The organism is Halosimplex rarum (assembly GCF_047715405.1).
Classification (GTDB): Archaea; Halobacteriota; Halobacteria; order Halobacteriales; family Haloarculaceae; genus Halosimplex; species Halosimplex rarum.
In genome coordinates this window covers 1,272,091-1,296,308 of the sequence record NZ_CP180412.1, presented here as the reverse complement: position 1 = coordinate 1,296,308, position 24,218 = coordinate 1,272,091, and the positions used below count along the sequence as shown (strand labels likewise).

General features: G+C 69.1%; 25 protein-coding genes. 20 read left to right on the top strand and 5 right to left on the bottom strand.

Annotation, left to right across the window (positions count from 1 at the left end):
- Positions 1–77 precede the first annotated feature (77 nt).
- Positions 78–803: a ribosome assembly factor SBDS gene (locus tag ACMGFH_RS06280; RefSeq protein ID WP_415381993.1), complete on the top strand. Its 726-nt coding sequence runs from the start codon at positions 78–80 to the stop codon at positions 801–803.
- A gap of 140 nt (positions 804–943) precedes the next feature.
- Positions 944–1,183: an HVO_2901 family zinc finger protein gene (locus ACMGFH_RS06275; RefSeq protein WP_415381992.1), complete on the top strand. Its 240-nt coding sequence runs from the start codon at positions 944–946 to the stop codon at positions 1,181–1,183.
- A 64-nt stretch (positions 1,184–1,247) separates the two neighbouring features.
- Here ACMGFH_RS06275 and ACMGFH_RS06270 read toward each other — a convergent pair whose 3' ends face one another.
- Entirely contained in the window at positions 1,248–1,679 is a 432-nt protein-coding gene (locus ACMGFH_RS06270; RefSeq protein WP_415381991.1) for an SRPBCC family protein, read from the bottom strand.
- Positions 1,680–1,745: 66 nt separating this feature from the next.
- A complete protein-coding gene (locus ACMGFH_RS06265) occupies positions 1,746–2,393 on the bottom strand; it encodes an aminopeptidase (protein ID WP_415381990.1) in 648 nt (215 codons plus the stop codon).
- Positions 2,394–2,530: 137 nt separating this feature from the next.
- Here ACMGFH_RS06265 and ACMGFH_RS06260 point away from each other — a divergent pair, with 137 nt between their 5' ends.
- From ACMGFH_RS06260 to ACMGFH_RS06200, 13 genes are all read left to right on the top strand, one after another.
- The gene (locus ACMGFH_RS06260) at positions 2,531–2,956 is read left to right on the top strand and encodes an ArsR family transcriptional regulator (RefSeq protein WP_415381989.1); all 426 of its coding nucleotides are present in this window, start codon (positions 2,531–2,533) and stop codon (positions 2,954–2,956) included.
- 540 nt (positions 2,957–3,496) lie between these two features.
- Entirely contained in the window at positions 3,497–4,396 is a 900-nt protein-coding gene (locus ACMGFH_RS06255) for an ATP-binding cassette domain-containing protein (RefSeq protein ID WP_415381987.1), read from the top strand.
- The gene (locus ACMGFH_RS06250) at positions 4,393–6,384 is read left to right on the top strand and encodes a PrsW family intramembrane metalloprotease (protein ID WP_415381986.1); all 1,992 of its coding nucleotides are present in this window, start codon (positions 4,393–4,395) and stop codon (positions 6,382–6,384) included. Before ACMGFH_RS06255 ends, ACMGFH_RS06250 begins: the two co-directional genes overlap by 4 nt.
- On the top strand, positions 6,374–7,501 hold the full coding sequence (locus ACMGFH_RS06245; RefSeq protein WP_415381985.1) for an ABC transporter permease: 1,128 nt from the start codon (positions 6,374–6,376) through the stop codon (positions 7,499–7,501). Before ACMGFH_RS06250 ends, ACMGFH_RS06245 begins: the two co-directional genes overlap by 11 nt.
- Positions 7,502–7,581: 80 nt before the next feature.
- Positions 7,582–8,556: an aldo/keto reductase gene (locus ACMGFH_RS06240; RefSeq protein ID WP_415381984.1), complete on the top strand. Its 975-nt coding sequence runs from the start codon at positions 7,582–7,584 to the stop codon at positions 8,554–8,556.
- Positions 8,557–8,635: 79 nt separating this feature from the next.
- Positions 8,636–9,784, top strand: coding sequence for a PQQ-binding-like beta-propeller repeat protein (locus ACMGFH_RS06235; RefSeq protein WP_415381982.1), 1,149 nt, complete (start codon positions 8,636–8,638; stop codon positions 9,782–9,784).
- 131 nt (positions 9,785–9,915) lie between these two features.
- Positions 9,916–10,668, top strand: a complete 753-nt coding sequence (locus ACMGFH_RS06230) for a PH domain-containing protein (protein WP_415381981.1) — start codon at positions 9,916–9,918, stop codon at positions 10,666–10,668.
- Positions 10,665–12,356 (top strand): PH domain-containing protein, encoded by a 1,692-nt coding sequence (locus ACMGFH_RS06225; protein ID WP_415381979.1) that lies wholly within the window; start codon positions 10,665–10,667, stop codon positions 12,354–12,356. The genes ACMGFH_RS06230 and ACMGFH_RS06225 overlap by 4 nt, the downstream gene beginning before the upstream one ends.
- An 85-nt stretch (positions 12,357–12,441) precedes the next feature.
- Positions 12,442–13,365 carry an NAD-dependent epimerase/dehydratase family protein gene (locus tag ACMGFH_RS06220; RefSeq protein WP_415381978.1) on the top strand — a complete coding sequence of 308 codons (924 nt, stop codon included), beginning with the start codon at positions 12,442–12,444 and terminating at the stop codon, positions 13,363–13,365.
- A 191-nt stretch (positions 13,366–13,556) separates the two neighbouring features.
- Positions 13,557–14,348 carry an ABC transporter ATP-binding protein gene (locus ACMGFH_RS06215; protein WP_415383210.1) on the top strand — a complete coding sequence of 264 codons (792 nt, stop codon included), beginning with the start codon at positions 13,557–13,559 and terminating at the stop codon, positions 14,346–14,348.
- Positions 14,345–15,784, top strand: coding sequence for a hypothetical protein (locus ACMGFH_RS06210; RefSeq protein WP_415381977.1), 1,440 nt, complete (start codon positions 14,345–14,347; stop codon positions 15,782–15,784). Before ACMGFH_RS06215 ends, ACMGFH_RS06210 begins: the two co-directional genes overlap by 4 nt.
- Positions 15,785–15,913: 129 nt before the next feature.
- Positions 15,914–16,726: an HAD-IIA family hydrolase gene (locus ACMGFH_RS06205; RefSeq protein ID WP_415381976.1), complete on the top strand. Its 813-nt coding sequence runs from the start codon at positions 15,914–15,916 to the stop codon at positions 16,724–16,726.
- 108 nt (positions 16,727–16,834) lie between these two features.
- Positions 16,835–17,425, top strand: coding sequence for a DJ-1/PfpI family protein (locus ACMGFH_RS06200; protein WP_415381975.1), 591 nt, complete (start codon positions 16,835–16,837; stop codon positions 17,423–17,425).
- 77 nt (positions 17,426–17,502) lie between these two features.
- Here ACMGFH_RS06200 and ACMGFH_RS06195 read toward each other — a convergent pair whose 3' ends face one another.
- Positions 17,503–18,924, bottom strand: a complete 1,422-nt coding sequence (locus ACMGFH_RS06195) for a PQQ-dependent sugar dehydrogenase (RefSeq protein WP_415381973.1) — start codon at positions 18,922–18,924, stop codon at positions 17,503–17,505.
- Positions 18,925–19,051: 127 nt separating this feature from the next.
- Between ACMGFH_RS06195 and ACMGFH_RS06190 the strand changes: the two genes are divergently transcribed.
- Positions 19,052–19,303 carry an MTH865 family protein gene (locus tag ACMGFH_RS06190; protein WP_415381972.1) on the top strand — a complete coding sequence of 84 codons (252 nt, stop codon included), beginning with the start codon at positions 19,052–19,054 and terminating at the stop codon, positions 19,301–19,303.
- Here the strand turns inward: ACMGFH_RS06190 and ACMGFH_RS06185 are convergent.
- Positions 19,300–19,839, bottom strand: a complete 540-nt coding sequence (locus tag ACMGFH_RS06185; RefSeq protein WP_415381971.1) for a metal-dependent hydrolase — start codon at positions 19,837–19,839, stop codon at positions 19,300–19,302. The two genes, ACMGFH_RS06190 and ACMGFH_RS06185, sit on opposite strands and share 4 nt — an antisense overlap.
- Positions 19,840–19,987: 148 nt before the next feature.
- On the opposite strand from ACMGFH_RS06185, the gene ACMGFH_RS06180 reads away from it, so the two are divergent.
- The 3 genes from ACMGFH_RS06180 to ACMGFH_RS06170 all read left to right on the top strand — a co-directional run bounded on the left by ACMGFH_RS06180 (position 19,988) and on the right by ACMGFH_RS06170 (position 22,031).
- Entirely contained in the window at positions 19,988–20,554 is a 567-nt protein-coding gene (locus ACMGFH_RS06180) for a peroxidase-related enzyme (RefSeq protein ID WP_415381969.1), read from the top strand.
- Positions 20,555–20,661: 107 nt separating this feature from the next.
- The gene (locus tag ACMGFH_RS06175; RefSeq protein ID WP_415381968.1) at positions 20,662–21,357 is read left to right on the top strand and encodes a metal-dependent transcriptional regulator; all 696 of its coding nucleotides are present in this window, start codon (positions 20,662–20,664) and stop codon (positions 21,355–21,357) included.
- A gap of 77 nt (positions 21,358–21,434) precedes the next feature.
- Positions 21,435–22,031 carry a winged helix-turn-helix transcriptional regulator gene (locus ACMGFH_RS06170; protein WP_415381967.1) on the top strand — a complete coding sequence of 199 codons (597 nt, stop codon included), beginning with the start codon at positions 21,435–21,437 and terminating at the stop codon, positions 22,029–22,031.
- 23 nt (positions 22,032–22,054) lie between these two features.
- Here ACMGFH_RS06170 and ACMGFH_RS06165 read toward each other — a convergent pair whose 3' ends face one another.
- Positions 22,055–23,224 (bottom strand): methyltransferase, encoded by a 1,170-nt coding sequence (locus tag ACMGFH_RS06165; protein WP_415381965.1) that lies wholly within the window; start codon positions 23,222–23,224, stop codon positions 22,055–22,057.
- 496 nt (positions 23,225–23,720) lie between these two features.
- On the opposite strand from ACMGFH_RS06165, the gene ACMGFH_RS06160 reads away from it, so the two are divergent.
- On the top strand, positions 23,721–24,185 hold the full coding sequence (locus ACMGFH_RS06160; RefSeq protein ID WP_415381964.1) for a GNAT family N-acetyltransferase: 465 nt from the start codon (positions 23,721–23,723) through the stop codon (positions 24,183–24,185).
- Positions 24,186–24,218 lie beyond the last annotated feature (33 nt).

Below are 24,218 nucleotides of genomic sequence, written 5' to 3'. Positions count from 1 at the left end.
TACGGGCCCCGCCGGCCCGCGGTCACCACTTCGCTGACGCCACACACCTTTTTACCCGCCCGGTGTAACCTCAGGGTATGATATCGCTCGACGAGGCAGTGACGGCGCGCCTCGAGTCCCACGGGGAACGGTTCGAGGTGCTCGTCGACCCCGACGCCGCGCTCGCGATGAAACGCGGCGAGTTCGAGGGGGACCTGGAGGACGTGATCGCCGCCGAAGACATCTTCGAGAACGCCTCCCGGGGGGACCGCCCGCCCGAGAACGCGCTCGAAGAGGTGTTCGGGACGACGGACCCACTCGAAATCATCCCCGAGGTCGTCGAACGCGGGGAGATACAGATCACGGCCGAACAGCGCAAGGAGATGCAAGAGCGCAAGCACAGGGACCTGGTCAACCGGATCACGCGCAACGCGGTCAACCCGCAGATGGACGACGCGCCGCACCCGCCCGACCGCATCGAGAGCGCGCTCGAAGAGGCCGACTTCAAGATCGACCCGATGGAACCGGTCGAGCGGCAGGTCGACGACGCGCTCGACGCGCTGCGCCCGGTGATCCCTATCCGCTTCGACACGGTGAAAGTCGCCGCGCAGCTCCCGCCCGACTACGCCGGCAGCGGGCAGGCGCAGATCCGCGAGTTCGGCGACCTCGAGCGCGAGGAGTGGCAGCCCGACGGCTCGTGGGTCGGCGTCGTCGAGTTCCCCGCCGGGATGCAAAACGAGTTCTACGAACTGGTCAACGAGGTCTCCAGCGGCGAGGCCGAGACCCGGATCCTCAAAGAGGAAGACGACATCGACACCCGGTAGGCTGCGATTGGTCGGCACACCACCGACAGTTCGTCGGAGATTACCCACCGCCGTCTCGCGATTCGACTTTGTTCGGAATCGGCAGTCGCAGACGTGAACGTTCCGGTGTTGATATATGGGGCGATTACGAATCTCAGAATATGACCCACATTTGCCGGAACTGCAAACGTACGTTCAGTACGGAGTTGGAGCTCGAACTCCACCTGGATACGTGCACACAGGGCGACCTGTTCTGCGACGAGTGCGGCGAGCGCTTCGCGGAGCGAACGGCCACCGAAGACGGCTGGCACTATCGGTGCCCGAGCGAGGACTGCGACGGCGAGGGGATGGGCGAGGACATCCACAAGGTCAGCAACGTACGACTCGAGAAATCCGTCTGAACCGGACGAACCGACCGACCTAACGGCCGCGGCCCCTCACTTCTCTCGGTTCGGGTCCGATCCGTCACTCCGTCGCGTCCTCGGTGGCGCGCTCGGCGATGCTCGCGATTCGCGACAGCGCGCGTCGACAGACGATAGCGTAGCCCGCGGCGTACAGCGGGACCTCGAACGCGGCGAGGGCTCTGTTGTCGGCCAGTGGCGTGACGGCGTGGCCCGTCGCCGGGATCCGCGCGACGCGCCACGTCCACCGGTAGTTCTCGCAAGTGTCGACCGCGAACGGGATCCACGGCCCGCCTGCGACCTGCACCTCGCCGGTCGCGCCCCGTTCGACGAAGCGGTCGTCGCAGCGGACGGCGCTGACGCTCGGACCCCACTCCGGCCAGCGTTCCGTATCGGTGAAGACCGTCCACACCGCCTCCGCGTCGGCGCCGACGACGCGGTCCACGACCAGACGCCGACCGTCGGGCGTTCGCTCGACCCGCGGGAGCGCGACCATACGCCCCTGTTGGGTCCGACGGGCCTTGGCCTTGAGTGTCGGGGCCCCCTCCCCGACAGTCAGTCGTTAGGGGATCTCGCCGACGGCACGACGCAGGCTGGATTCGTCGTCCCACGTCACGACGCGCTCGCCGGCCGCCCGTTCGAGGGCGGCGAGGTGCGAGGCGGCCATGCCGTTGTCGTAGCGCTCGCGCTCGGTGGACTCGTCGCCGTAGACGCGCTTGAGCAGCCAGAGGATATCGCGGACGCGGCTCTGCTGGTGGTAGAGATAGCCGAGTTCCCAGACGTGGCCGCCGTCGTAGTCTTCGAGCACGCCGACGACGTGGGTCGCCTGCGCGCAGAGGATCTCGAACGCGGGCGCCCAGAGGTCGATCTCGTCGCCGGAGAGCCCGAAGTCTTCGAGCATGAATCCCGTCGCCTCGCGTCGCTCGTCCAGCAGGTCGCGAACGAGCGTGCGACGGCGACCGGGACCGTCGTCCCCGCCGCGGCCGACGACGAGGTACCGGCGGTCGCTGTACTTGATATCGTCGAGCCGGTCACCGTGGAGGTGGTCCTTGAGTCGCTCGTGCTGTGCCGGCGTCAGCGAGAGCGCGTCCGGGCTCGCGTCGACGAGTTCCCCTTCGTCCACGCCGTTCAGGTACGTTCGGTCGTCGCGCCTCTGTCCCCCGTCTCCGCCTCCGCCGTCGCTCGGCGCCCCCTCGTCGCTATCGTCCATGTCGGCGGCGACTCCCGGATCCGTTATGTGTCTTCTGACTATTCCGAAACCGTTTCGGTGATCGCTGTGGAAACAGTCGAGTACCACTCGCACTCAGCGTCCAAGTGTTTATTGCGGTGGGGCGAGTACAGACGCGTATGAGACCCGAGACGGCCGACAACGGCGGCGGGGAGCGAGCGAGCGACAGGTTCGACGCCTGGCTCGCGCTCCAGCGGGTCACCGACTCGACGCGGGCGAACATCGTCGCGGACGTGGTCGGCCACCCCGAGGGCGCGCCCTGCGTCGACGAGCTCGACTACATGAACCCGAGCCTCGAAGCCGACACCATCCGGAACCACCTGAAGGTGCTCCGCGAGGCCGGCGTCGTCGAGGAGCTGACGGTCCCGACCGGCGAGCGCACGCGCGGGTACCCCTACAAGTTCTACCGGGTGACCGACGCGGCGCGCGACCTGTTCGACCGCAACGGGCTTTTCCCGGCCGAGGCGTGGCGACGACAGTACGAGCGCGTCGAGAAGACCGCCGAAATCCGCGAGCTCGAAGCGATGCCTCGACCGGAGGAGTGAGGTGAGTCGGTGATTCGGTCTGCTCTGGTTTGGGTCATGGTCGATCTGTGCTGATCTCTGGCGACATCTGACGGTGAAAGCCCTCGGCGGGCTCGCTAGGAACATCTGTTCTCGCTATAAACAACAACCGATGAAAGCCCTCAGCCCGCTCGCGGTCGCTGAGCGGGATATCCTCGTTCGCTCCGCTCATCGGATAGTGCCCGCCCAGCGGCTCCCCTACACCGGAAGACGAACGGAGTGAGTCTTCCGAGCCCTCGTTCGCTTCGCTCACGAGGGCGGCGCGAGCGCGCCTCGCCCTTTCATTCCACCAGGGACAGCACCGCCACGCACGACACCGCAGACGGCCTCACACCTCCCCAGCCGATTCGCTCGCTGCGCTCGCTCATCCCTCGCACGACTACTGTCGCGAGACGAGACTCGCGACAGCGCGCGCCACCACTGTCCGTTCGCTGAGTCTCCTCCCGAACACGCTACCCCGAGACCAACATGCGATAACCGGAGACGAACCTATACAACCCCCGCCCCGCAAGCATCGGCCGAATGATCACGGCCCGCGACCTGCGCAAGGAGTACGGAGGGTTCGTCGCGGTGGAGGGCAGCACGTTCACGGTGGAGGAGGGCGAGGTCTTCGGCATCATCGGCCCGAACGGGGCCGGCAAGACGACGACACTGAAGATGCTCGCCGGCCTCGTCGAGCCGACCGCCGGGGACGTCTCGGTCGCCGGCTTCGACGCCGGCGAACCGGAGATGCGCCGCCGCCTCGGCTTTCTCCCCGAGGAGTCCCCGCTCTACGAGGAGATGACACCCCTCTCGTACCTGCACTTCTTCGCCGACCTCTACGACGTGCCCGACGGCGTCGCCGACCGGCGGATCCACGACACACTGGAACGCCTGGATCTCGACCACCGCGAGCGCCCGCTCGGTGACATGTCCAAAGGCATGAGGCGCAAGGTCGCCATCGCCCGGTCGCTCATCAACGACCCGGACGTCCTCATCTACGACGAACCGGGGAGCGGCCTCGACCCGCTCACGACGAACTACATCATCGACTTCACGCGCGAACTCGGCGAACAGGGCAAGACCATCGTCTTCAGCGCGCACAACCTCTACCACGTCGAGAGCATCTGCGACCGCGTCGCCATCATGAACGAGGGGAAGATCGTCGCGAAGGGCGACCTCGACGAGCTCCAGGCCGAGCACGGCCGGACGGAGTACCACGTCTACACGACCGTCGAGGTGCCGGGCAGCGCCCGCGAGAACGGCCACCACCGACGGGTCGTGGAGAGCATGGACGCCGTCGACGAGACCCGTGAGGCCGCACAGGCGGCGGGCGGCGAGGTCGTCGACATCCGGACCGAGGAGTCCAGCCTCGAAGAGGTCTTCCTCAACGTCGCCGAGTCGGACTCCGGGGCCGAACGCGGTTCCGGGGCGCAACCGTGAGCGGAGGTCGACCGCCGTCCGGCGGCGAATCGGGAACCGACGGTCCCCGTCCATCGGTCGTCCAACGACTCGGCCGATGGGTTCGCACGCGGGCGGAGAACGTCGGTCGGATCGCCCGCTGGGAAGTGACGAAAAACGCCGGTGGCGTCGACCGGCGGACGATCGCCATCGCGCTGCTGGCGGTCCTCGGCCTCGGCGCGATGGCGCCGATGGCGGTCAGCCAGGGCGTCGCGCTCGACCAGGGGATCTACCGGGTCGGCGTGGTCGAGGAGGACCCCTACTACGACCCGGTCTACCTGGACCCGACGTTCCGGGTGCAGGACCCGAGTTCCGCCGCGGTCCAGGCGGGGTATCAGGAGATCAGGATCGTCGGTCCGCAGGTCCGCGAGTACGCAAACTCCACGAAGGGCCGCGCGGCCGTCGACGAGTTGCGGTCGTCGACGATGCGGTACAACGACGGGATCATGGACCTGGAGGACAACCAATCCGCGGCGTTCCCCGTCACCGTGAACCTCACGTACGTCGACCGCGAGGCCAGCCGCGTCATCGCGCCCGGTCAGCAGGCGATCACGATCGGGAGCGAAGAGGGCGGAGACGACGGCGATGGGACTGACGGGCCCGACGACGGGCAGGACGGGCAAGACGACGGTCCGGCAGCCGACGGCGGAGACGACGGATCGAGCGACGACGGCGACGGGACGAACGACGGAGACACCGGTGGCGACGGATCGGCCGACGTGACTCGGCCGAGCGAGGGGAGCAACGTCGCTGGGTCGTCGATCAGCGCGCGGTTGACGGGCGGGTCCACCTCGGGGGCGCCCTCGGACATCACGCCGCCGTTCCCGTTCCGGTCGCTCGTCCTCGCGTTCGTGTTCGTCCTACCGCTGAACTTCGTCATCCAGGCGTACGGGTCGACGGTCCTCAGCGAGCGGATCAACCGCCGGGGTGAGCTCCTGCTGGTCGCGCCGGTCTCCCGCGGCGACATCATCGTCGGGAAGACCCTGCCGTACTTCGCGGCCGCGCTGAGCGTCGCGACGGTGATCACCCTGCTGCTGCAGGGCTCGGCGGTCTCGGTGCTGGCGATGGTTCCGCTCGCGCTCCTCTTCCTCGCCGCGACGTTCCTCGGCGCGATGTTCGCCCGGTCGTTCAAGGAGCTGACCTTCGTGACGGTGACGATCACGGTCACGCTGACGTCCTACGCGTTCGTCCCGGCGATATTCACGGACGTGACACCCATCGCGCTCATCTCGCCGCTGACGCTCGTGGTTCGGGACCTGCAGGGACAGGCCATCGGCCTCGGGCAGTTCGCCTTCTCGACGCTGCCGCCGACGCTGACGGCGCTGGTCTGCTTCGGCCTCGGCGCCGGCCTGTACCGCGAGGAAGACATGTTCACCCAGCGGCCGATCCCGTACAAGGTGCTCGACGCGCTGGCGGGGCCGATCAAGCGCCGCCGGAGCGTCGCGCTCGTCACGGCGGTGCTCCTGCCGTTCGTCCTCGTCGGCGAGCTCGTGCTGGTCGCGTTCCTCTATCCCCTCAGCCAGGGAGTGAGCCTGGAGGTGGTCCTCGTCGTCGCGTTCGTCGGCATCGCGGTCATCGAGGAACTCGCCAAGAGCCTGCACGTCTACGCCGGGTACGCCCACGCCCGGTTCGACGGGCGACTCCGCAGCGCGCTCGTCGTCGGCGCGTTCAGCGGCCTCGGCTTCTTCGTCGCCGAGAAGTTCACGCTCATCGTCCGACTCGCCGACCTCCAGAGCCTGCCCATCGGGCAGGCCCAGATGGGGAGCCAGGCGGCGCTCTCCGCCGGGCTGCCGCTGCCGGTCGTCCTGGGCGCGCTCCTGCTCGCGCCGCTCGCGCTCCACGTCGTCACGGCGTCGATATCCGCGGTCGGCGCGCGCGGCGGTCGCCGCTCGTACGCGGTTGCGTTGGTGATAGCCGTCGGCGTCCACGTCGCGTACAACCTAACGGTGGTGAGCGCCCTTGTCGGGTGAGTCCCCGCCCCCCGTCGAACCGTCCGCCTCGGCGTCTACCCCTGAGGATTCGACGGACCGCACCCTGCTCTCGGACGCCAGACTCACCATCGCGAAGCGCGATCTCACGTCGCTCAGCCGCGAGAAGACGATCGTCCTCGCGCTGCTCATCCAGCTGTTCGTCGCCGCGTTCTCGTCGTTCCTCGTCGTGGGCCTGACCTCGCTGTACAGCCCGGGGTCAGTCTCTGCGGGCGAGGTGGTCGTCGGCGTCGCCGGCGAGCACGACGACGCGCTCGTCCGGGCCGCGAACGACCAGGAAGGGCTCCGCGCGATAACCTATCCCTCCCCGGACGAGGCCCGCGACGCGTACCAGAGCGGAAACGTCCACGCCGTGATGGTAGCGGGCGATTCGGGCGATCGGATCGACGTGACGGTGATCGCGCCGACGGAGAGCATCGAGACGACGCTGATCGTCGACCAGGTGCGGACGCTCCTCGAACAGGTCGAGCGCAACGAGCGGGTCGTCCGCGCCGAGCACCTCGACCGTTCGCCTGTCCCGCTGCCCGAGGAGGTCGACGCGAGCCCGTACTACGGGTTCACCTACACGGTGCTCGTGCCGCTCCTCCTCTTCCTCCCGCCGTTCATCAGCGGCTCGGTCGCCGTCGACTCGCTGACCGAGGAGATCGAGCGCGGCACCCTCGAACTGCTGCGAGTCGCGCCGATGTCGCTCGTCGACATCGTCGACGGGAAGGCGCTGGCGATGGTGCTGATCGCGCCGCTGCAGGCGCTGCTGTGGATCGGGCTGCTCGGGTTCAACGGCATCGACATCGCGAACGTGGGTCAGCTGCTGGTCGTCGTGACCGCGCTGACGACGCTGGTCGTCACGCTCGGGCTCTCGCTCGGCGTCCTGACCGCCAAACGCCGGCAGGCCCAACTGCTGTACTCCGTGCTCGTGATCTTCGGGTTCGGTGCGCTCACGTTCGCGCCCGAACACCCCGCAACGACAGTCGCAAAACTGGCCGTCGACAGCCCGACGACGACCACGACGGTCCACGTCGCCGCCTATGCCGTCGCCGCGGCCGTCGTGTTCGGGCTCGCCCGCCGGCTCGTCGCGCGGACCGATCCCGAAGGGCTCTGAACCGCTCGGCGATAGCCCGCTATCGGCGACGGCGACCGCGAGACGCACCTTTTTGCGCCGCTGGCCCGAAGCGCTCGCGCATGGAGTACACCACGCTCGGTTCGACCGGCGTCGAGGTCAGCCGCATCTGCCTGGGCTGTATGAGCTTCGGCGACAGCGACTGGCGCGAGTGGGTCTTAGACGAGGAGGAGGGAATCGAACTCGTCGAACGCGCCCGAGACCTGGGCATCAACTTCTTCGACACGGCGAACATGTACTCCCGGGGCGAGTCCGAACGCGTCCTCGGGAAGGCGCTGGAGGGCCACCGCGAGGAGAGCGTCGTCGCCACGAAGGGGTTCTTCCAGATGGACGAGGACGACCCGAACTCCGGCGGCCTCTCGCGGAAGGCCATCGAGCAGGAACTCGACAACTCCCTGGAGCGGCTGGGGATGGACACTATCGACCTGTACCAGATCCACCGCTGGGACTACGACACGCCCATCGAGGAGACGCTGCGGGCGCTCGACGACGCGGTCCGACGGGAGAAGGTGCGGTACGTCGGCGCTTCCTCGATGTGGGTCCACCAGTTCGCGGACGCCTTGCACACGAGCGAGCGCCTCGGGCTGGAGCGATTCGTCACGATGCAGAACCACTACAACCTGCTCTACCGCGAGGAAGAGCGGGAGATGCTGCCCTACTGCCAGCAGGAGGGCGTCGGCGTCGTCCCGTGGTCGCCGCTGGCGCGCGGGTATCTCACCCGGCCCCACGAGGAGTACGACGCGACGACGCGCGGCGAGACCGACGACTACGCCCGCGAACACCCCTACTTCGAGGGCGGCGGTCGCGAGATCAACGAGCGCGTGGAAGAGTTGGCCGACGAGTACGGCGCCACGATGGCCCAGATCGGCCTCGCCTGGCTGCTGGACAAGGAGTGGGTGGACGCGCCCATCGTCGGGACGACGAGTATCGAGCACCTCGAACAGGCCGTCGAGGCGCTGGACATCTCGCTGTCGGACTCCGACGTCGAATACCTCGAAGAACCGTACGAGCCGGTCCGGGTGTCCGGTCACGAGTGATCCGTCGGGGACCGCGCTATCCGGCAATTTTCGAGTGTCGGTTCAGAAAACATTTGACAGACACGGCCGCCGGCTTCGTATGGTCGAGTTGACACGGCGGCGGGTCTTGCTGGGGACAGCGGGCGCGGGCGCGGCGGGGACCGGATACTGGCTCGCGTCCACCGATTGCCCGACTCCCGAATCCCCGACCTGGGCCTTCGAGGGCACCCACTGGTCGCCCCCGGTCCGAGAAGGAAAGTTCCTGCTCGCGAGCGAGCAGTACGGCTACACGCTCTCCCCGCAGTCGCGGATCGTCTGTCTCAACGCCCGAACCGGGAGTCCACAGTGGATCGACACCGCAGTCGACTCCGGAGCGGGCATTCCGCGGGTCCACGAGGACACAGTGTTTCTGGGCGTCGGGTACGGAGAGGTGCGCGCGCTCGGACTCGAAACCGGTCACCGCCGCTGGTCCTTCGAGGCGGACGGCGCCGGCGAGGGAACCGTCGGCCTGTTCGATCGGCCGATAGTGACGTCCGGAAGCGTGGTAACCGCCGCGACTCGGAGGACCGAGGGGGACAGCTACGAGTCGCTCGTCGTCGGCCTCGACCGCGCCGACGGGGCCGTCCGCTGGCGCACCAACATTCCCGGGAGTGCGTATCTTCCACCGGCGAAATCGGGTGACACGGTGGTCGTGGCGACGGCGGACGGAGCCGTCTCGGGGGTCGCCGCGGAAACCGGCGATCAACTGTGGCGCGAGACGGTCCCGGGATCGGAACCGTTGCGGCCGCTCGCTGGCGACGATCGGGTGTTCCTCGCGACGGGCGGTGATTCGCCCGGCGTCGCGGGCGTCGGACCGGACGGTGTCGGCTGGCGGCGACCGCTCTCGGGGAACCCGACCGCGCTGGACCGGACGGACGGTGGCCTGCTCGTCGGCGACGAGACGGGGGAACTCACCGCAGTCACGGCGGACGGCACCGTCCAGTGGCGGACGCAACTCCGCGAACGCGTCGGCGCGGTCGCGGTCGCCGAGGAGTACACCTGGGCGATAGACCAGGCCGGGCACCTGTACCGCGTCGATCCGCAGAGCGGAGAGGTGGCGGACCGATGGTTCGTCGCCCACAACCGCGACGGGGACCGGTGCAGGTGGCCGCTCGGCCCCCGGGTCGCGAGCGGGCTCGCCGGACGCGGCGAAGGCGTGATCCTCACGACCTGGAACCGGATCCGGCTGTTCGGCGGGCTCGTCGACTAGGAGGCTCCCGCGATGGACGACTTCGCGAACGGACGTCCACCGAGCGGCGACGACGCCGATACCACGAAACTCGGCCGGCCACGAGTGAGCCGTCGGTACGACTTTATCGGGGCCGGCCCACGGACGATTCAATGACAGATCCCCGCGACGACGGCGACGGCTCGAACCCGCCGCCCGACGGCGTGACGGCCGACGACTCCGAGACGAAGTCGGAGACTTCGGACCCGCGGCCGACGGATCCACAGCCCACGGATTCGTCGACCGAGACGACGGACGCGACCGGATCCCGAACGTCTGAGGCCGCGGAATCGACCGATGCGGAGTCGAGCGGGTCGACCACCGGGTCCGCCACCGGTCGCGCCGGCGGCGTCGAGTCAGTCGAGACGCCGGGCGAGCCGCGAACGCTGGACCCCACGGTCCGATACGAGTGGATCGTCGGGCCACTGATCGGCACAGCCGTCATGGCGCTGATCGTCGGAGCGGTGACGTGGGCGGTCGCCCACGAGTTCCTCCCGCTCGGGCGACTCGAGAGCGCCGCCGCGGTCGCGGTTGCGGTGTTCGCGGTCTTCACGCTCTACGGGATCGTCCGGTCGATCCTCCTCTACCGGTCCTGGCGCTACGTCGTCCGCGAGGAGTCACTGTACCTGACTCGGGGCGTCTTCACGAAGGTCCAGACGGTCGTCCCCTACGTCCGGGTCCAGCACATCGACACCCGCCGGTCGGCCTTCGAGCGGGTGCTCGGGCTCTCGACGCTGGTGGTCTACACCGCCGGGTCCCGCGGCGCAGACGTGACGATCCCGGGACTGGAACCGGACACCGCCGAGGACCTGCAGTCCAGGCTCGAACGACTCGCGATCGCTTCCGAGGACGAAGACGCCGTATGAGCGGAGACGACACACCCGACGCGGACCGGACGCCCGGCGCGGACCGAGGCCACGACCCGAGCGGAGCGGAAGCGACCGATACCGGGTCCGAGAGCGGCTCGTCCACGACGCCCCGAATCGAGGGGCCGCGGTCGCTGCACGTTCTCACCGTGCCCTACCAGATCGCGCAGCAGGGGATCAGCATCGCCATCGCGCTCGTCGTCTTCGGCGTCCCGGGCGTCTCCGCGCTGTTCGGGTCCGGCCGCAGCCTGCTCGCGATCGCCGCCGCGCTCGCGGTCGTCCTCGGCGCGACGGCCATCGTCGGCTACCTCGTCGCCAGCTACCGTCGCTTCGAGTACGAACTCACGTCGGACACGTTCGACATCAGGTCGGGCGTGTTCTCCCGCCGCAAGCGCGAAATCCCGCTGCGGCGGATCCAGAACGTCGATATCTCCCAGAACGTCGTCCAGCGCCTCCTCGGCATCGCGGAAGTCGGGCTGGAGACCGCCGGCGGCGGCCAGACCGAGGCCCAGTTGCGTTACGTCGGCGACGAGGAGGCCGAGCGGCTCCAGTCGGAGATCAGCCGACTGAGCCGGGCCGTCGAGGCGGCCGACGGCGAGACGGCCGAACCGGAGGCCGAGCGCTTCGACACGATCTTCGAGATGAGCCAGCGGGAGCTCGGAGTGCTGGCGCTGATATCGGTCGACCTCCGGATCGCTTCGTTCCTCTTTTTCGGCGCGTCGATATTCGCGCCCTCGGCCGTCTCGGCGTTCGAACCGGAGTCGATCTGGGAGTACGGGATCGGACTGGAGAGCATCCTCGGGGCGGTCCTCGGCCCGGCCGCGGCGCTGGTCGGCATCCTCGTGCTGGCGTTGATCTCCGGCGCGCTCAACGCCGCCCGCTACTACGGGTTCAGGCTCGACCGCGGCGAGGAGGAACTGCGCTACGAACGCGGCCTCCTCCAGCGGTTCCGCGGGACGATCCCGCTCTCGAAGGTGCAGACGCTCACCGTCCGCGAGAACGTCCTCGCCCGGGCGCTGGGGTACGCGGCGCTGACCATCGAGACTGCGGGCTACACGCCCACGAGCGGCGAATCGAACGGTTCGCAGTCCGCCATCCCGGTCGCCGAACGCGACCGCGTCGTCAGCCTGGCCCGCTCGCTCGAAGCGTTCGACGCCACGGGCTTCGAGCGCCCGCCAAAGCGCGCGCGGCTCCGCTACGCCTTCCGGTACGCAATCGGTCTCGCAGTTGTCGTGGCGCTGCTGTACCTCGGGACGGTCGTCACCGACTACGGGCTGTTCTGGTACGTCCCGCTGCTCGGGCTACCGCTCGTCCCCGTCGCGGCCCACCTCAAGTGGGCGAACCGCGGCTACGCGCTCGGCGAGGAACACGTCGTCACGCGCAACGGGTTCTGGGTGCGAAAGCAGAAGGTCGTCCCCTATCACCGCGTCCAGACCGTCTTCACGACGGAGACGATCTTCCAGCGGCGGCGCGACCTCGCGACGGTGACGATCGACACCGCGGGCTCCCAGAGCATCACCGGCGACGACGCACAGGCCGTCGACGTCGACGTCGGGACCGCCGATCGGATCCGCGAACGGGTCCCCGACGAGCTCTACGGCGCGCTCGCCCGTCGCCGGTCCGCATCGGGGACGGACGCCCGAGATCGAAGCCCGACGGGCGTGGCCGACGGGCCGACGGGCGACTGAGCCCCGTCGGTCCACCACGACCCCGCGAGGGCTGTCTGACGCGTTCGACCCAAGTATTTCGGCGGTGGGCGACGCATGGTAGCGTATGTCACGAGACGGCGGCGGCGAGTTCGACCACGGCGTCGAGACGGCGGTCGTGACCGGCGCGACTGGTGCTCTGGGACCCTGGATCGTCGAGCGACTGGCCGACAGCGGTGTCCACGTCGTCGGGGTGGACCTGGAACGGCCCGACGGCGACCGGGCGAACGCGGAGTTCCGCGCCGTCGACCTGACCGACCAGGGCGAGGCGTGGGAGGCGATCTACGAGGCGGATCCGGACGCGGTGGTCCACGCCGCGGCCATCTCGGGGCCGCTCGACGACCCCGGCACTCGCGTCTTCGAGAACAACACGATGAGCACCTACAACACGCTCGTGGCGGCGGGCAGATCCGATGCCGAGGTCGTCTGGACCTCCTCCCAGGCGGCCTACGGCATGCTGTTCGCCGACGACCCGTGGCTCCCCGACTACCTGCCGGTCGACGAGGCCCACGAGCGACGGCCAGAGGACCCCTACGGCACGTCCAAGTACTGCGGCGAGGCGATCGCCGGGATGGTCGCGCGGCAGTACGGCGTGTCAGTCACGACGATCCGGCCGGCGACGGTCTACGCCCCCGAGGCGTACCGCGCCCGTCCGCAGCGCGAGGGGTTCGACCTGGAGTCGGGCTCGCTGAGCGGGAACCTCTGGTCGTACGTCGACGTGCGCGACGTGGCCCGAATGGTCGAGGCAGCGCTCGCGAGCGACGACGAGGGTCACGAGACGTACCTCTGCGTGGCCGACGAGAACTACCTGGGCCAGCCGACGGCCGAGATAATCGAATCGGTCGCCGGCGAGTTGCCGGAACGCTGTGACCTGGAGGGAGAGCAGGCCGCGCTCTCGAACGAGAAGGCGAGAGAGCGACTCGGGTGGGAGCCCGCCTACTCCTGGCGGGAGGCGGACGACTCTGCCTCGCCGGGGATCGGCTGGCGGTGAGCGCGCCGTCCGGGCGGCGCGCGGCAGAGCGAGCGGGGTCGGTCCACAGCGGGGTGGGGCGTGGAAAGACGCGATTCCGACACCGACGGGCGTCGGAATCCCCGAAGTTCTATGGTCTCTGACACCAGATGTACGCGCCGTACGCACAGGGGCCGCCCGTCGCGGGAATCGGGCGGTTCAGGGCACTCACCATGGCAGCTATCGAGACTCACGACCTGACGAAACGCTACGGCGACGTGACGGCGCTGGACAGCCTGTCGCTCTCGGTCCCCGAGGGCGAGTTGTTCGGCCTGCTCGGGCCGAACGGCTCCGGCAAGACGACGACCATCGAGATCCTCACCGGACAGCTCGACCCGACCGAGGGGACCGCCGGGGTCCTCGGCCACGACCCGGTGGCCGACCCGCAGGCCGTCCGCGAGGCGGTCGGGATCCTACCCGAGCGAGAGGACCCGCCGAGTTTCCTGACGCCGCGGGAGTACCTCCAGTTCGTCGGCGACGTCCGCGGGTTCGACGCCGTCGACGACCGCATCGGCGAGTGGGCCGACCGCCTCGGCTTCGACCACAAGCTCGACACCCTCTCGACGGACCTCTCGGAGGGCGAGCGCCAGCGCGTCATGCTCGCCCAGACGTTCATCCACGAGCCCGACCTGGTGTTCATCGACGAGCCGCTGGTCAACCTCGACCCGATCATGCAGGCGGAGGTCAAAGACCACATGCGCGAGTACTGCGAGCGCGGCAACACGCTCTTCCTCTCGACGCACTTCCTCGAAGTCGCCGAGGAGCTGTGCACGTCGGTCGGGATCATCCGCGACAGCGCTTTCGTGGCCGAACGCGACCCGAGCGACCTCGACGGCGACGAGCAGCTCCTCGACTACTTCCGGCAGGAAGTCGAAGCGTCCGGATCGGCCGAGACCGACACCGAAGCCGCAGCGACCGACGGCGGCGGCCGGCCGCTCGGAGCGGCCGGCGAGACTGACCGATGAGCGAGAGTGCCGGCGCGTCCGACCGCCCAGGGGGCGGCCTCTCGACGCGCCTGCTCGCCCGGATGATGCGCGAGGAGTGGCGCCTGCAGGCGGAACTGTTCGGCGATCGCTTCGCCGCGTTCCCGTTCGCCGTGGCCGCGTTCGCCGGCGTCGGCGTGTGGTTGCTGACTCTGACCGGGACACCGATGGACGCCGTCGCCGCGGGCATGCACGGGCTGGTCTTCTTCTTCGGCCTGCAGGTCGGCACCATCGGCCTCGTCGGACGCGACGCGCTGCGTGACGTACTGGGCGACGTGACGCTGCTCGTCTTCTCGGCCCGGACGCTCCCGGTGAGCTGGCGGCGGCTCCTGGCCGTGTTCCTCGTGAAGGACCTGCTGTACTACTCCGGGCTCTTCCTCGCGCCGCTCGCCGTGGGATACGCCGCGGTCGCGCTCTCGGTGGGGATCCCCCCGGCGCGGATCGGCCTGTTCTGGCTGACCACGACGGGCACCTTCGCGCTCGGCGTCGGGACGAGCCTGACGCTCTCCGGCGTAGGGACTCGGAGCCGGGCGGCCGTCCTCGCGCTCGTCGCGGCACTGGCCGCCGGCGTCGTGACGGGACGGCTGGACCTCGCGACGCTGTCGCCCTACGGGTTCTACCTCGACCCGTCGCTCCGAACGGCGCTATCGGGTTTCGGCCCGGCGGTTGCGCTCGCGGTCGTCGGTCCACTCGCGTTCCGGCCGGGGGACGACGGGGCAACTCGCTCGGCGCCCGATCGGTACAGTCGTCTGCGCTCGGCGGTCGGGGACGACCGCGGGATCGCAACGCGGACGGTACTGGAGGTCGCCCGCTCCAGCGGGTCGGTCTGGAAGGTGCTGTTCTCGATGGGCGTGCTCTTCGGCGTCACGGTCCTGCTCGTCCGGCAGGTCGCCGACGCGACGGCGCTGGCGCCCTCCTACGGCATCGCCGTCGGGACCTTCCTCGGCCTCGGCGCCTTCACGACCTACAGCTGGGTCACGCAGTTCGACAGCGCCGACGAGTACCTCCGCTATCCCGTCCCGATGGACGAAGTGTTCGCCGGCAAGCGCGCCGCCTACCTCCTCCTGTCGGTGCCCGCGGGCCTGCTCTACCTCGCGCTCTCGCTGGTCTGGCTCTCCCCCGCCGAGGTCGCCATCGGCGCCGTCGTGTTCCTGCTCGTGGCCGTCTACGTCTTCGGCGTGACGGCGTACGTCACCGGCTTCTCGCCGAACGAACTCCTGTTCGACACGCCGCTATTCGCCGCGTTCGGCGCGGCGCTAGCCGTCGTCTCTACCCCGCTGGTGGTCGCCGCGCTGGTCTACAGCGAGGCGCCGACGACGGCGACCGGTGTCGCGCTCGGCGTCTCGCTCGTCGCCGCGCTCGTCGGTCTCGGGCTCTCACGGCGCGCCGGCCCGCGCTGGAACCGGAAACTTCGGTGACGGGGCGAGCACCTCGTGGCGCCGGCGCGGTCGCGGTCGCCCACTCGCGGCGCCGCCCCGGCCGCGCGTTCGCCGCACCCACCGGTGGGCTATTGACCCGACGGTCCGTAGACGCGCCCGATTAACCGAATGACGGACACCGCTGAACCGACGCGAGACCTCTCGGAGGTGCGCGGCGTGATCGTCGACCTCGACGGCACAGTGTACCGCGGCGAGGGCGTCCTCCCGGGCGCCGCCGACGCCATCGCCGAACTGCGCTCCCGCGGGATCCGCGTCTGCTTCTGTTCGAACAACCCGACGAAGACGCCGGCCGAGTACGTCGACCGCCTCGCGGGCATGGGCATCGAGGCCGACGAATCGATGATCCTGCCCGCCTCGACCGTGACGCGGGACTTCCTGCGGGACCACAACGCGGACGACCCGACCTATCTCGTGGGTTCGGCGTCGCTCGCCGACTACCTCCGCGAGTCAGGCCAGCACCTGGTCGAGGACCCCGCCGAGGCGTCCGTGTTCGTCTCCTCGTGGGACGAGACGTTCGACTACGCCGCGATGACCGACGCGCTGGCGGGCATCGACGACGGGACGACGTTCCTCGGGACCGATCCGGACCGCACCATCCCGACCGCCGACGGGTTCGTGCCCGGGTCCGGTGCGATAACGGGGGCAATCGCCCGGACGGTCGGTCGCGAACCCGACCGCGTCCTCGGCAAACCATCCCCGGAAGCGACCGCGGACGCCCTCGACCGCCTCGGCGTCCCCGCCGAGAACTGCCTCGTCGTCGGCGACCGCCTGGACACGGACCTCGCGATGGGCGCCCGGAACGGCATGGCGACCGCGCTCGTGCTCACCGGCGTCTCCGACCGCGCCGACGCCGCCGAGAGCGAGGTCGACCCAGACTTCGTCCTCGACTCGCTGGCCGATCTCCCGTCCGTTATCGCGTAGATTCGGACCACGAGGGGGCTCGTTTCCGTCCCGATCCCGACAGGTCGAGACACGCTTATACTGTCGCGCAGCCAACTACTACGTGGATCCAGCGGGGGTCACAGAACCATGAGTGGACAGCGAATCCTGCTGATAACCGGCGACTTCGGGGAGGACCTCGAAGTCATGGTACCGTTCCAGGCGCTTCAGGCGGTCGGTCACGAGGTCGACGCCGTCTGCCCGGACAAGGAAGCCGGCGAGACGGTCAAGACGGCCGTCCACGACTTCCGGGGCGACCAGACGTATCTCGAAGAGCGCGGCCACGACTTCGAGCTGACCGCGACGCTGGAGGAGGTCGACCCGGCCGAGTACGACGCGCTCGTCCTGCCGGGCGGCCGGGCGCCGGAGTACATCCGCAACTACGACGCCGTGATCGAGACGGTCGAGCACTTCTTCGCGGAGGACAAGCCCGTCGCGGCCATCTGCCACGCGATGCAGATCCTCGCCGCCGCGGACGTGGTCGAAGGCCGCACCTGCACCGCCTATCCGGCGCTCGAAGCCGACGTGCGCGGCGCCGGTGGCGAGTGGGCCGAGGGGATCGTCCGCGACGGGAACCTCGTGACGGCGCAGGCCTGGCCCGACCATCCGGAGTGGATCGCCGAGTTCCTCGACGTCCTCGGGACGGAGATCCAGCACGGCCAGCCCGTCACCGCCGACTGAGCCGAGTTACCGCCGATCGAGGCGAACGCTGGCCGTCATTTTCCGGCCGTCTCTTTCCGGCCGTCATCTCTCCGGCGCTACGCGCTGCGCAGCCGGAAGACCGCGCCGCTGTCGCCGGTGACGCCCGACTCCGCGGTGGTGCAGACGAGCACCTCCCCCTCGGGCGTCCGCCCGAACGAGAGGACGTTCGGCCCGAACTCCGCCTCTGACTCGACGGCGACGGTCGTCGTCTCCCAGAGCCCCTCGTCGGCCTCGCGGGCTGCGTAGAGCCGGCCCTGCGCTCGCCAGTCCGCGAAGAGGTAGCGACTGCGAAGATCGGGCATCGAATCGCCGTCGTACAGGTAGCCGCCGACGATGGCGATCCCGCTGACCTCGGCGCCGCCGTGGGGGTACTCGACGACGGGATCCCGGAGCTCTCGCCCCCGCGGGCTCTCCTCGGGGCAGTCCTCGGCCTGGAAGCAGTGGGCGCCCTCCCTGACGTTCCAGCCGTAGTTCCCGCCGCGCTCGACGACGCTGACTTCCTCCCACTGACTCTGGCCGACGTCGGCGACGAACAGGCGTCCGTCCGGCCCGAACGAGAAACGCCAGGGGTTCCGGAAGCCCCAGGCGTACTGCTCGTCCAGGCCGTCCTCGCCGACCAGCGGGTTGTCCTCGGGGATGGCGTACGGTCGGTCCTCGCTCTCGCCGTCGACGTCGATCCGCAGGATGCTGCCCAGCAGGTTCTCGGTCAGGTCCTGACCGTTGCCGCCGCCGACAGCGTCGTACCAGTCGTCGACGTGGCCGTTGCCCTGGTCGTTCGCCCCGCCGCCGTCGCCCGTGGCGACGTAGAGGTACCCGTCCGGACCGAACGCGACCGCCCCGGCGTTGTGGTTGCCCTGCGGTTGCGGGATCTGGAGGATCGTCGTCTCGGAGTCCGGGTCGGCGGTGGTCCCCGCAGGGTCGGCGCGGAACTCGGAGAGGACGAACGTGTGGGAGTACCCGTCCGGAGTGCCCTCTCTGGGCGGCGCGCTGTACCGGACGAACAGCCGGCTGTTCTCGTCGAACGACGGGTGGAAGGCGAGGCCGAGGAGCCCCTGTTCGGTGTACCCGCCGCCGAGGTCTACCATCCGGTCGGACACGTCGAGGAACGGTTCCTCGCGCAACCCCTCGTCGTCGTGCAGGCGTATCTGGCCGGTCTGGTCCACGACGAACCGGCGGCCGGGCTGGGGCACTTCGACTGCAATCGGCGACGTGAACCCCGTCGCCACCCGTTCGGCGCGCACAGTCAAGTCCTCGAACGCGGCGGTCCCGGTCGCGTCCGTCTCTGCCGTCCCGTCCGTCGGGGCGTCCGTGTCCCCCTCCGTCTCGTCTCCGGGACTCGCGGTTCCCTCAGGCGGGTCCGTCGTCTCACCGGCCGGTCCACCGCCGTCGCCCCCGCCGCCGCAACCGGCGAGCGGCGTCGCGATGGTGAGGCCGGCGAGAGCGAGCGCGCGGCGCCGTGACAGTCCGTCCTCGGTCATAGCCCTGGTTCGGCCCCCACGGAAAGGAAGCTTTGGATCCGACTGACAGGACGCGGAGGAAACGAGCAACCAGTTCATAGATGTGAATCTCGAACCTTTTTTACTGCACTGCCGACATGGTTCGTGTATGGTTGACAGGCAAGACCTCCGAGAGCAGTTCACCGAAGCGTTCGAGGGCGCGGACTACCCGATCTCCAGCCCGATGGACCTCGTGCCGGCGCTCCCGAACGGCCCGGGGACGAAGTTCGAGTCCGGCGACTTCTCGATGACGGCGATGGAGCTCAACACGAAGCTCGGCAGCGGGAACTTCCCCTACGAGAACGTCGACGCGTTCGTCGACGACGTGATGGACCAACTCGACGACCAGGACCTCATCTAACCGCGAGCGGCCAGGAGGACCGCGACCGTGACGGCGACGCCGGCCGCCAGCAGGGCGAGATTCGCCACGGCGTTGTCCGCACGACAGACGGAGACCGTGTAGTGGGCCCGCGAGACGGGCCAGAACGGCGTTATTCCTTTCGGCGTCAACACGTCCGCGAGCAAGTGCGACGCGACGGCGAGCGCCCCGAGCAGGAATCCGAACGCGCCGAACAGTCCGGCCGCCGTGAGCCCGTCGGCCGTGCGCAACGCGACCCCGGCATCGGCGCCGGGGACGAAATTGCCGTCGGCGCCGGCGCCGAGCGCGACCCCGGCGGCGCCGACGACTGCGCCGACGAGCAGCGCGAATCCGACCGTGTGCGTGCTCCCGCGGTGTTCGACAAACGGGATACTGTGGTCGAGGTCCGGTAGCGTCGAGAGCGAGACGACCACGGCACCTCCCACGAGCGCGGCGGCCTCGAACCCGAGCGCCAGCAGCGCGGCTCCGAGCGGCGCGTAGACGAGCAGGGCGACGCCGAAGTGCCCCCATCTGTGCATGGACGTGTGGACCCGAAGGGGGCACACGACTTACGGTTCACGGCCTCGACGGGTGCCCCGATTCGCGGGCCTCTGACCGTGGATGCGCACTACGGACTGGCCCGTCCTCGCCCGAGCACTGAAGGGCGTGCCACCCACCCTCTCACGTATGAGCGATCCAGCCATGACGCGGTTTCCGGTCCCGGACGTCGAGGACCTGCCCGACGACCTCCGAGAGCGAATCGCCGAGGAGGAAGACGAGGCCGGGTTCGTCCCGAACGTCTTCCTGGCCTACGCCTACCGTCCGTCGCACTTCCGGGCGTTCTTCCAGTACTACGACGCGCTGGTCGAGAACACGGAACTCGACCGGGCGGAGATCGAGATGATCGTCGTCGCCGTCAGCGGCGCCAACGACTGCCTCTACTGCAACGTCGCCCACGGCGCGCTCTGCCGGATCTACGCCGACGACCCGCACCTCGCCGAGCAACTGATGAGCAACCATCGGACAGCGAACGTCTCGGATGACAGGCGGGCCATGCTCGACTTCGCCGTGAAGCTCACCGAGAATCAGGCCGAGATCGACGAGGACGACTTCGAGCGACTCCGCGAGCACGGCTACTCACAGCGGGCGATCTGGGACATCGGGAGCGTGACCGCCTTCTTCAACCTCTCGAACCGGATGGCCCACCTCGCCGACATGCGCCCGAACGACGAGTTCTACGACCTCGGCCGGTAGGAGTCAGCCGGAGGGATCGAGCGGCCGTCGGGGCCGTAGAGCTGTCGATCGGCGAGTGTGATCGCCGTGCAACACCCTTAAGGTTTAGATCAATCTAATTCGTGTGAATGCTCAGCGCCAAGATGGAGGATTACCTGAAGGCGATCTACGAGCTACAGCGCGAGAGCGACGGGCCCGTGGCGACGTCGCACATCGCGGAGCTGCTCGACGTGACGCCCCCGACGGCGACCAGCATGATGGAGAAGCTGGCCGACCGCGAGCTCGTGGAGCGCGAGAAGTACAAGGGCGTTCGACTCACGCCCGAGGGTGAGACCGTGGCGCTGGAAGTGGTGCGACACCACCGGCTGCTGGAGACGTACCTGACCGAGGAACTCGGCTACGACTGGGCGGAGGTCCACGACGAGGCCGACCGGCTCGAACACCACATCAGTGAGACCTTCGAGCGCCGGGTCGCGGAGGTACTCGACGACCCGGCGGTCGACCCGCACGGGGACCCGATTCCGACGGACGCGCTCGACCCCGTCGACGAGTCGCCCGGGTCGACGCTGGAGGGCTGTTCGGAAGGCGATACTGTGGTCGTTCAGCGAGTCAGCGACCGCGACCCGGAAGAATTGGCGTACCTCGACGACGAGGGAATCACCCCCGGGACGACACTCGTGATCGAGGAAGTCGCGCCGATCGGGATGGTCACCGCCGCGCTCGTGGAGACGGGTGAGACTGTCGCGCTCCCGGACGGCGTCGCCGGCACGATATTCGTGACCCCCGCCGAGAACGCGGCCGAGTCCGCCGAAGAAGCCGCCTGAGTCCGCTCACGGATCGGTTCTCTCCCCGTCCCGACCGGAGGCGAAACCAGTTTGCCTGCGGCCGGCCTGTTCTCGGTATGCGCGACCTCGACGACACGGACCGGCGGATCCTTGGACTGCTGCTCGACGACGCCCGTCGCTCCTGGCGGGACATCGCCGACGCGGTGGACCTGTCGCCGCCGGCCGTCGCCGACCGGGTCGACCGGCTCGAAGACCTCGGCGTCATCCGCGGGTTCACCGTCGACGTCGACCGGTCGAAGCTCCGGCGGGGGACGCCCGTCCTAGTGACGCTAGCGGTCGCTCCCCGCTCGGCGAGCACCATCGCCGATTCGCTGGTCGATGCCGACGCCGTCGAGCACGTCTTTACCACCGCGGACGAACAGGTCGTCTTCACCGGGACCGTCCCCGTCGACGACGTGTTGTCGGTCCTCGACGCGGATATCGTCGCCGAGGACGTCCGCGACTACGAGGTGTCGCTACTGGCGGACCGCGCGTGGAACCCCGCCGTCGACGACGCCGAGCTGGCGCTGACGTGCGACGAGTGCGGCAACACCGTCACGAGCGAGGGCGAGACACGAGAACTCGACGGCGAGACGTATCACTTCTGCTGTGGGTCCTGCGAGGCCTCGTTCGTCGAGATGTACGAGGACCTGCGCGAGGGTGTGGACGGCTGAACGGCGGGGCGGCCCGCGTCCGCTCAGCACCGGGCCAGTCGGACGACGTGTTCGCGACCGGTCGCGACAGTCTCGACCGATCCGAACGGCGCAGTGTGGCGGTCCAACGAGAGCGACCGATGATGGACGAACCAGAACCGTCCGTCCGGGGCGAGCACGCCCCCGATTCCCCGGAACAGGTCGGCGAGGACGCCGTCGCCGGCGTGGGTCGGCGGGTTGCAGAGGACGGTGTCGAACGTGCTGTCGGCGATGCCGGAGGTGCAGTCGCCCGTCACGACCCGACCGTCGACGCCGTTCTCGTCGAGCGTCTGTCGAGCGCAGGCCGTCGCGAGCGCGTCGTCGTCGCTGCACCAGATCTCACAGTCGGCGACTGCGCCTGCGTAGGCGCCGAGCGGGCCGTAGCCGCAGCAGCAGTCGAGGACGGCGTCGCCGTCTCGGATCGCTGCCGTCTCCGCGAGGAGGCGGGTTCCCGCGTCGAGTTCGGCGGGCGAGAACAGACCGGGAGCGGTCACGAACGTCAGGTCAACGGAGTCGACGGTCGCGCGGACCTGCCGAAACGGCGGTTCGGCCGGGAGTTCGACGCGTGCGGGGGCCGTCGCCCGGAGGAGCGCCCAGTCGTCGCGCGTTCCGACCGTCGAGACAGTTTCGGCCGCGTCGGCGAGCGCGGACTCGTAGCGCTCGAGTCCGGTTTCGGGCTTCGCGGCGAGAAAGAGGTCGTCTCCCGGCGCGAGCGAGTCGAGTGCGATCCGGATTCGTCGCGTCCCGAGTTCGATCGGGTCGTAGGCTTTGGGAACGAAAGCGACGGTATCGAACGCCTCGAACGGACGGTCTTCCGCCCGTGCCTCGACGGCGGGCGAGTCGTCGAGGGCTGCGAGTCCGGTCGCGAGCCTGACGGTCGCGTCGGCACCGTTCGCGGCGACGTTCCGTTCACAGAGCGCCGCAGCGCGGGCGCTGGACGCGGTAATTTCGACTCCCGAGGCGACGGCCGCGAGGACGACGCCGAGGACGCCGTACCGGGCGTCGATCGTGCGGAGCCGGCCGAGGTCGCGGTCCCAGAGGTGTTCCAGTGCGAGGAGTTCTCCCGGGCAGAACGCGTCGGCGTCGGGGACACCGTCCGCCGTCTGAAACCGGAACCGGTCCCGGTCGGCGTCCGTTCGCGACCCGAGGACGAGCGGGTCGTGGACGGCGGTCATCGGCTCACCTCCCGTCGAGAGGGCGGTGACTGCGGCCTCCGCGTTCGGATGGGGTTCCGTGCGGTCGGGTGGCTGTCGGCACTGTGCTGTCGCGGGCGTGCGTGGCGTGGCATTCGGATGGTCGGCAGGGCTGGCGTTCGTCGACCGACTCAGAGCCGCGCCTGCGGACACCAACTGCCGAAAACTCACTCACGGCTGTCCGCGAAGCGCGACCACGGGTACCGAAAGCGCGGCCGCCCGGAGAACAGTCGCGTCCGGCAGCGACCCGGATCGCGCGTCCAGACGGCGCACAGTCGGCGAGCCGATCGAACCGGACCCGGCCGAACGAGTCGTCGCTGCCGTCGACGGCTACGCGGCGCGGGGAGCCCGGCCCGACCTCGGGCCCTTGTCCATCCTGTCTCGGCCATCTCGGCGGGTCAACTAATCGTTTGTGGCTCTCCGTGATCCCTTCCCGAGGGAGGGTAACGAACAAGCCGACCCGCGCTGTCCGCCCGATATGGAACTGGTCGAGGCGACCGACAGCGACGTGGAGACGCTCGCCGAGTACTGGTACGCGCTGGCGACCGAGATGGAGCCTTACGACGAACTGAACGAGATCGCGTACGAGAACCCCGAACCCGCCGAAGACGGGATCGAGGGCCTCCTGGAGGAGAGCGACACCACCATCTACCTCCTCACCGTCGACGGCGACAGCGTCGGCTTCGTCGTCCTCCGGGAACACGACCACCCCTCTCGCGAGTACTCGGCGCGCGTCGACATCGTCGACCTGTTCGTGGAGTCCGACCACAGAGACGCCGGGATCGGTAGCGAAGCGGTCCAGCGCGCGGTGGAGACGGCGAAGTCGTGGGGAGCCGACCAGGTCACCGTCTCCTGCGAGTGGCACAACGACGGCGCGCGGCGCTTCTACGAGGACAACGGCTTCGAACCGAAACAGGTGACCTACGCCCGGCGGCTGGACTGACGCTGAGCCCGCAATCAGTTCAGAATGGTTCTC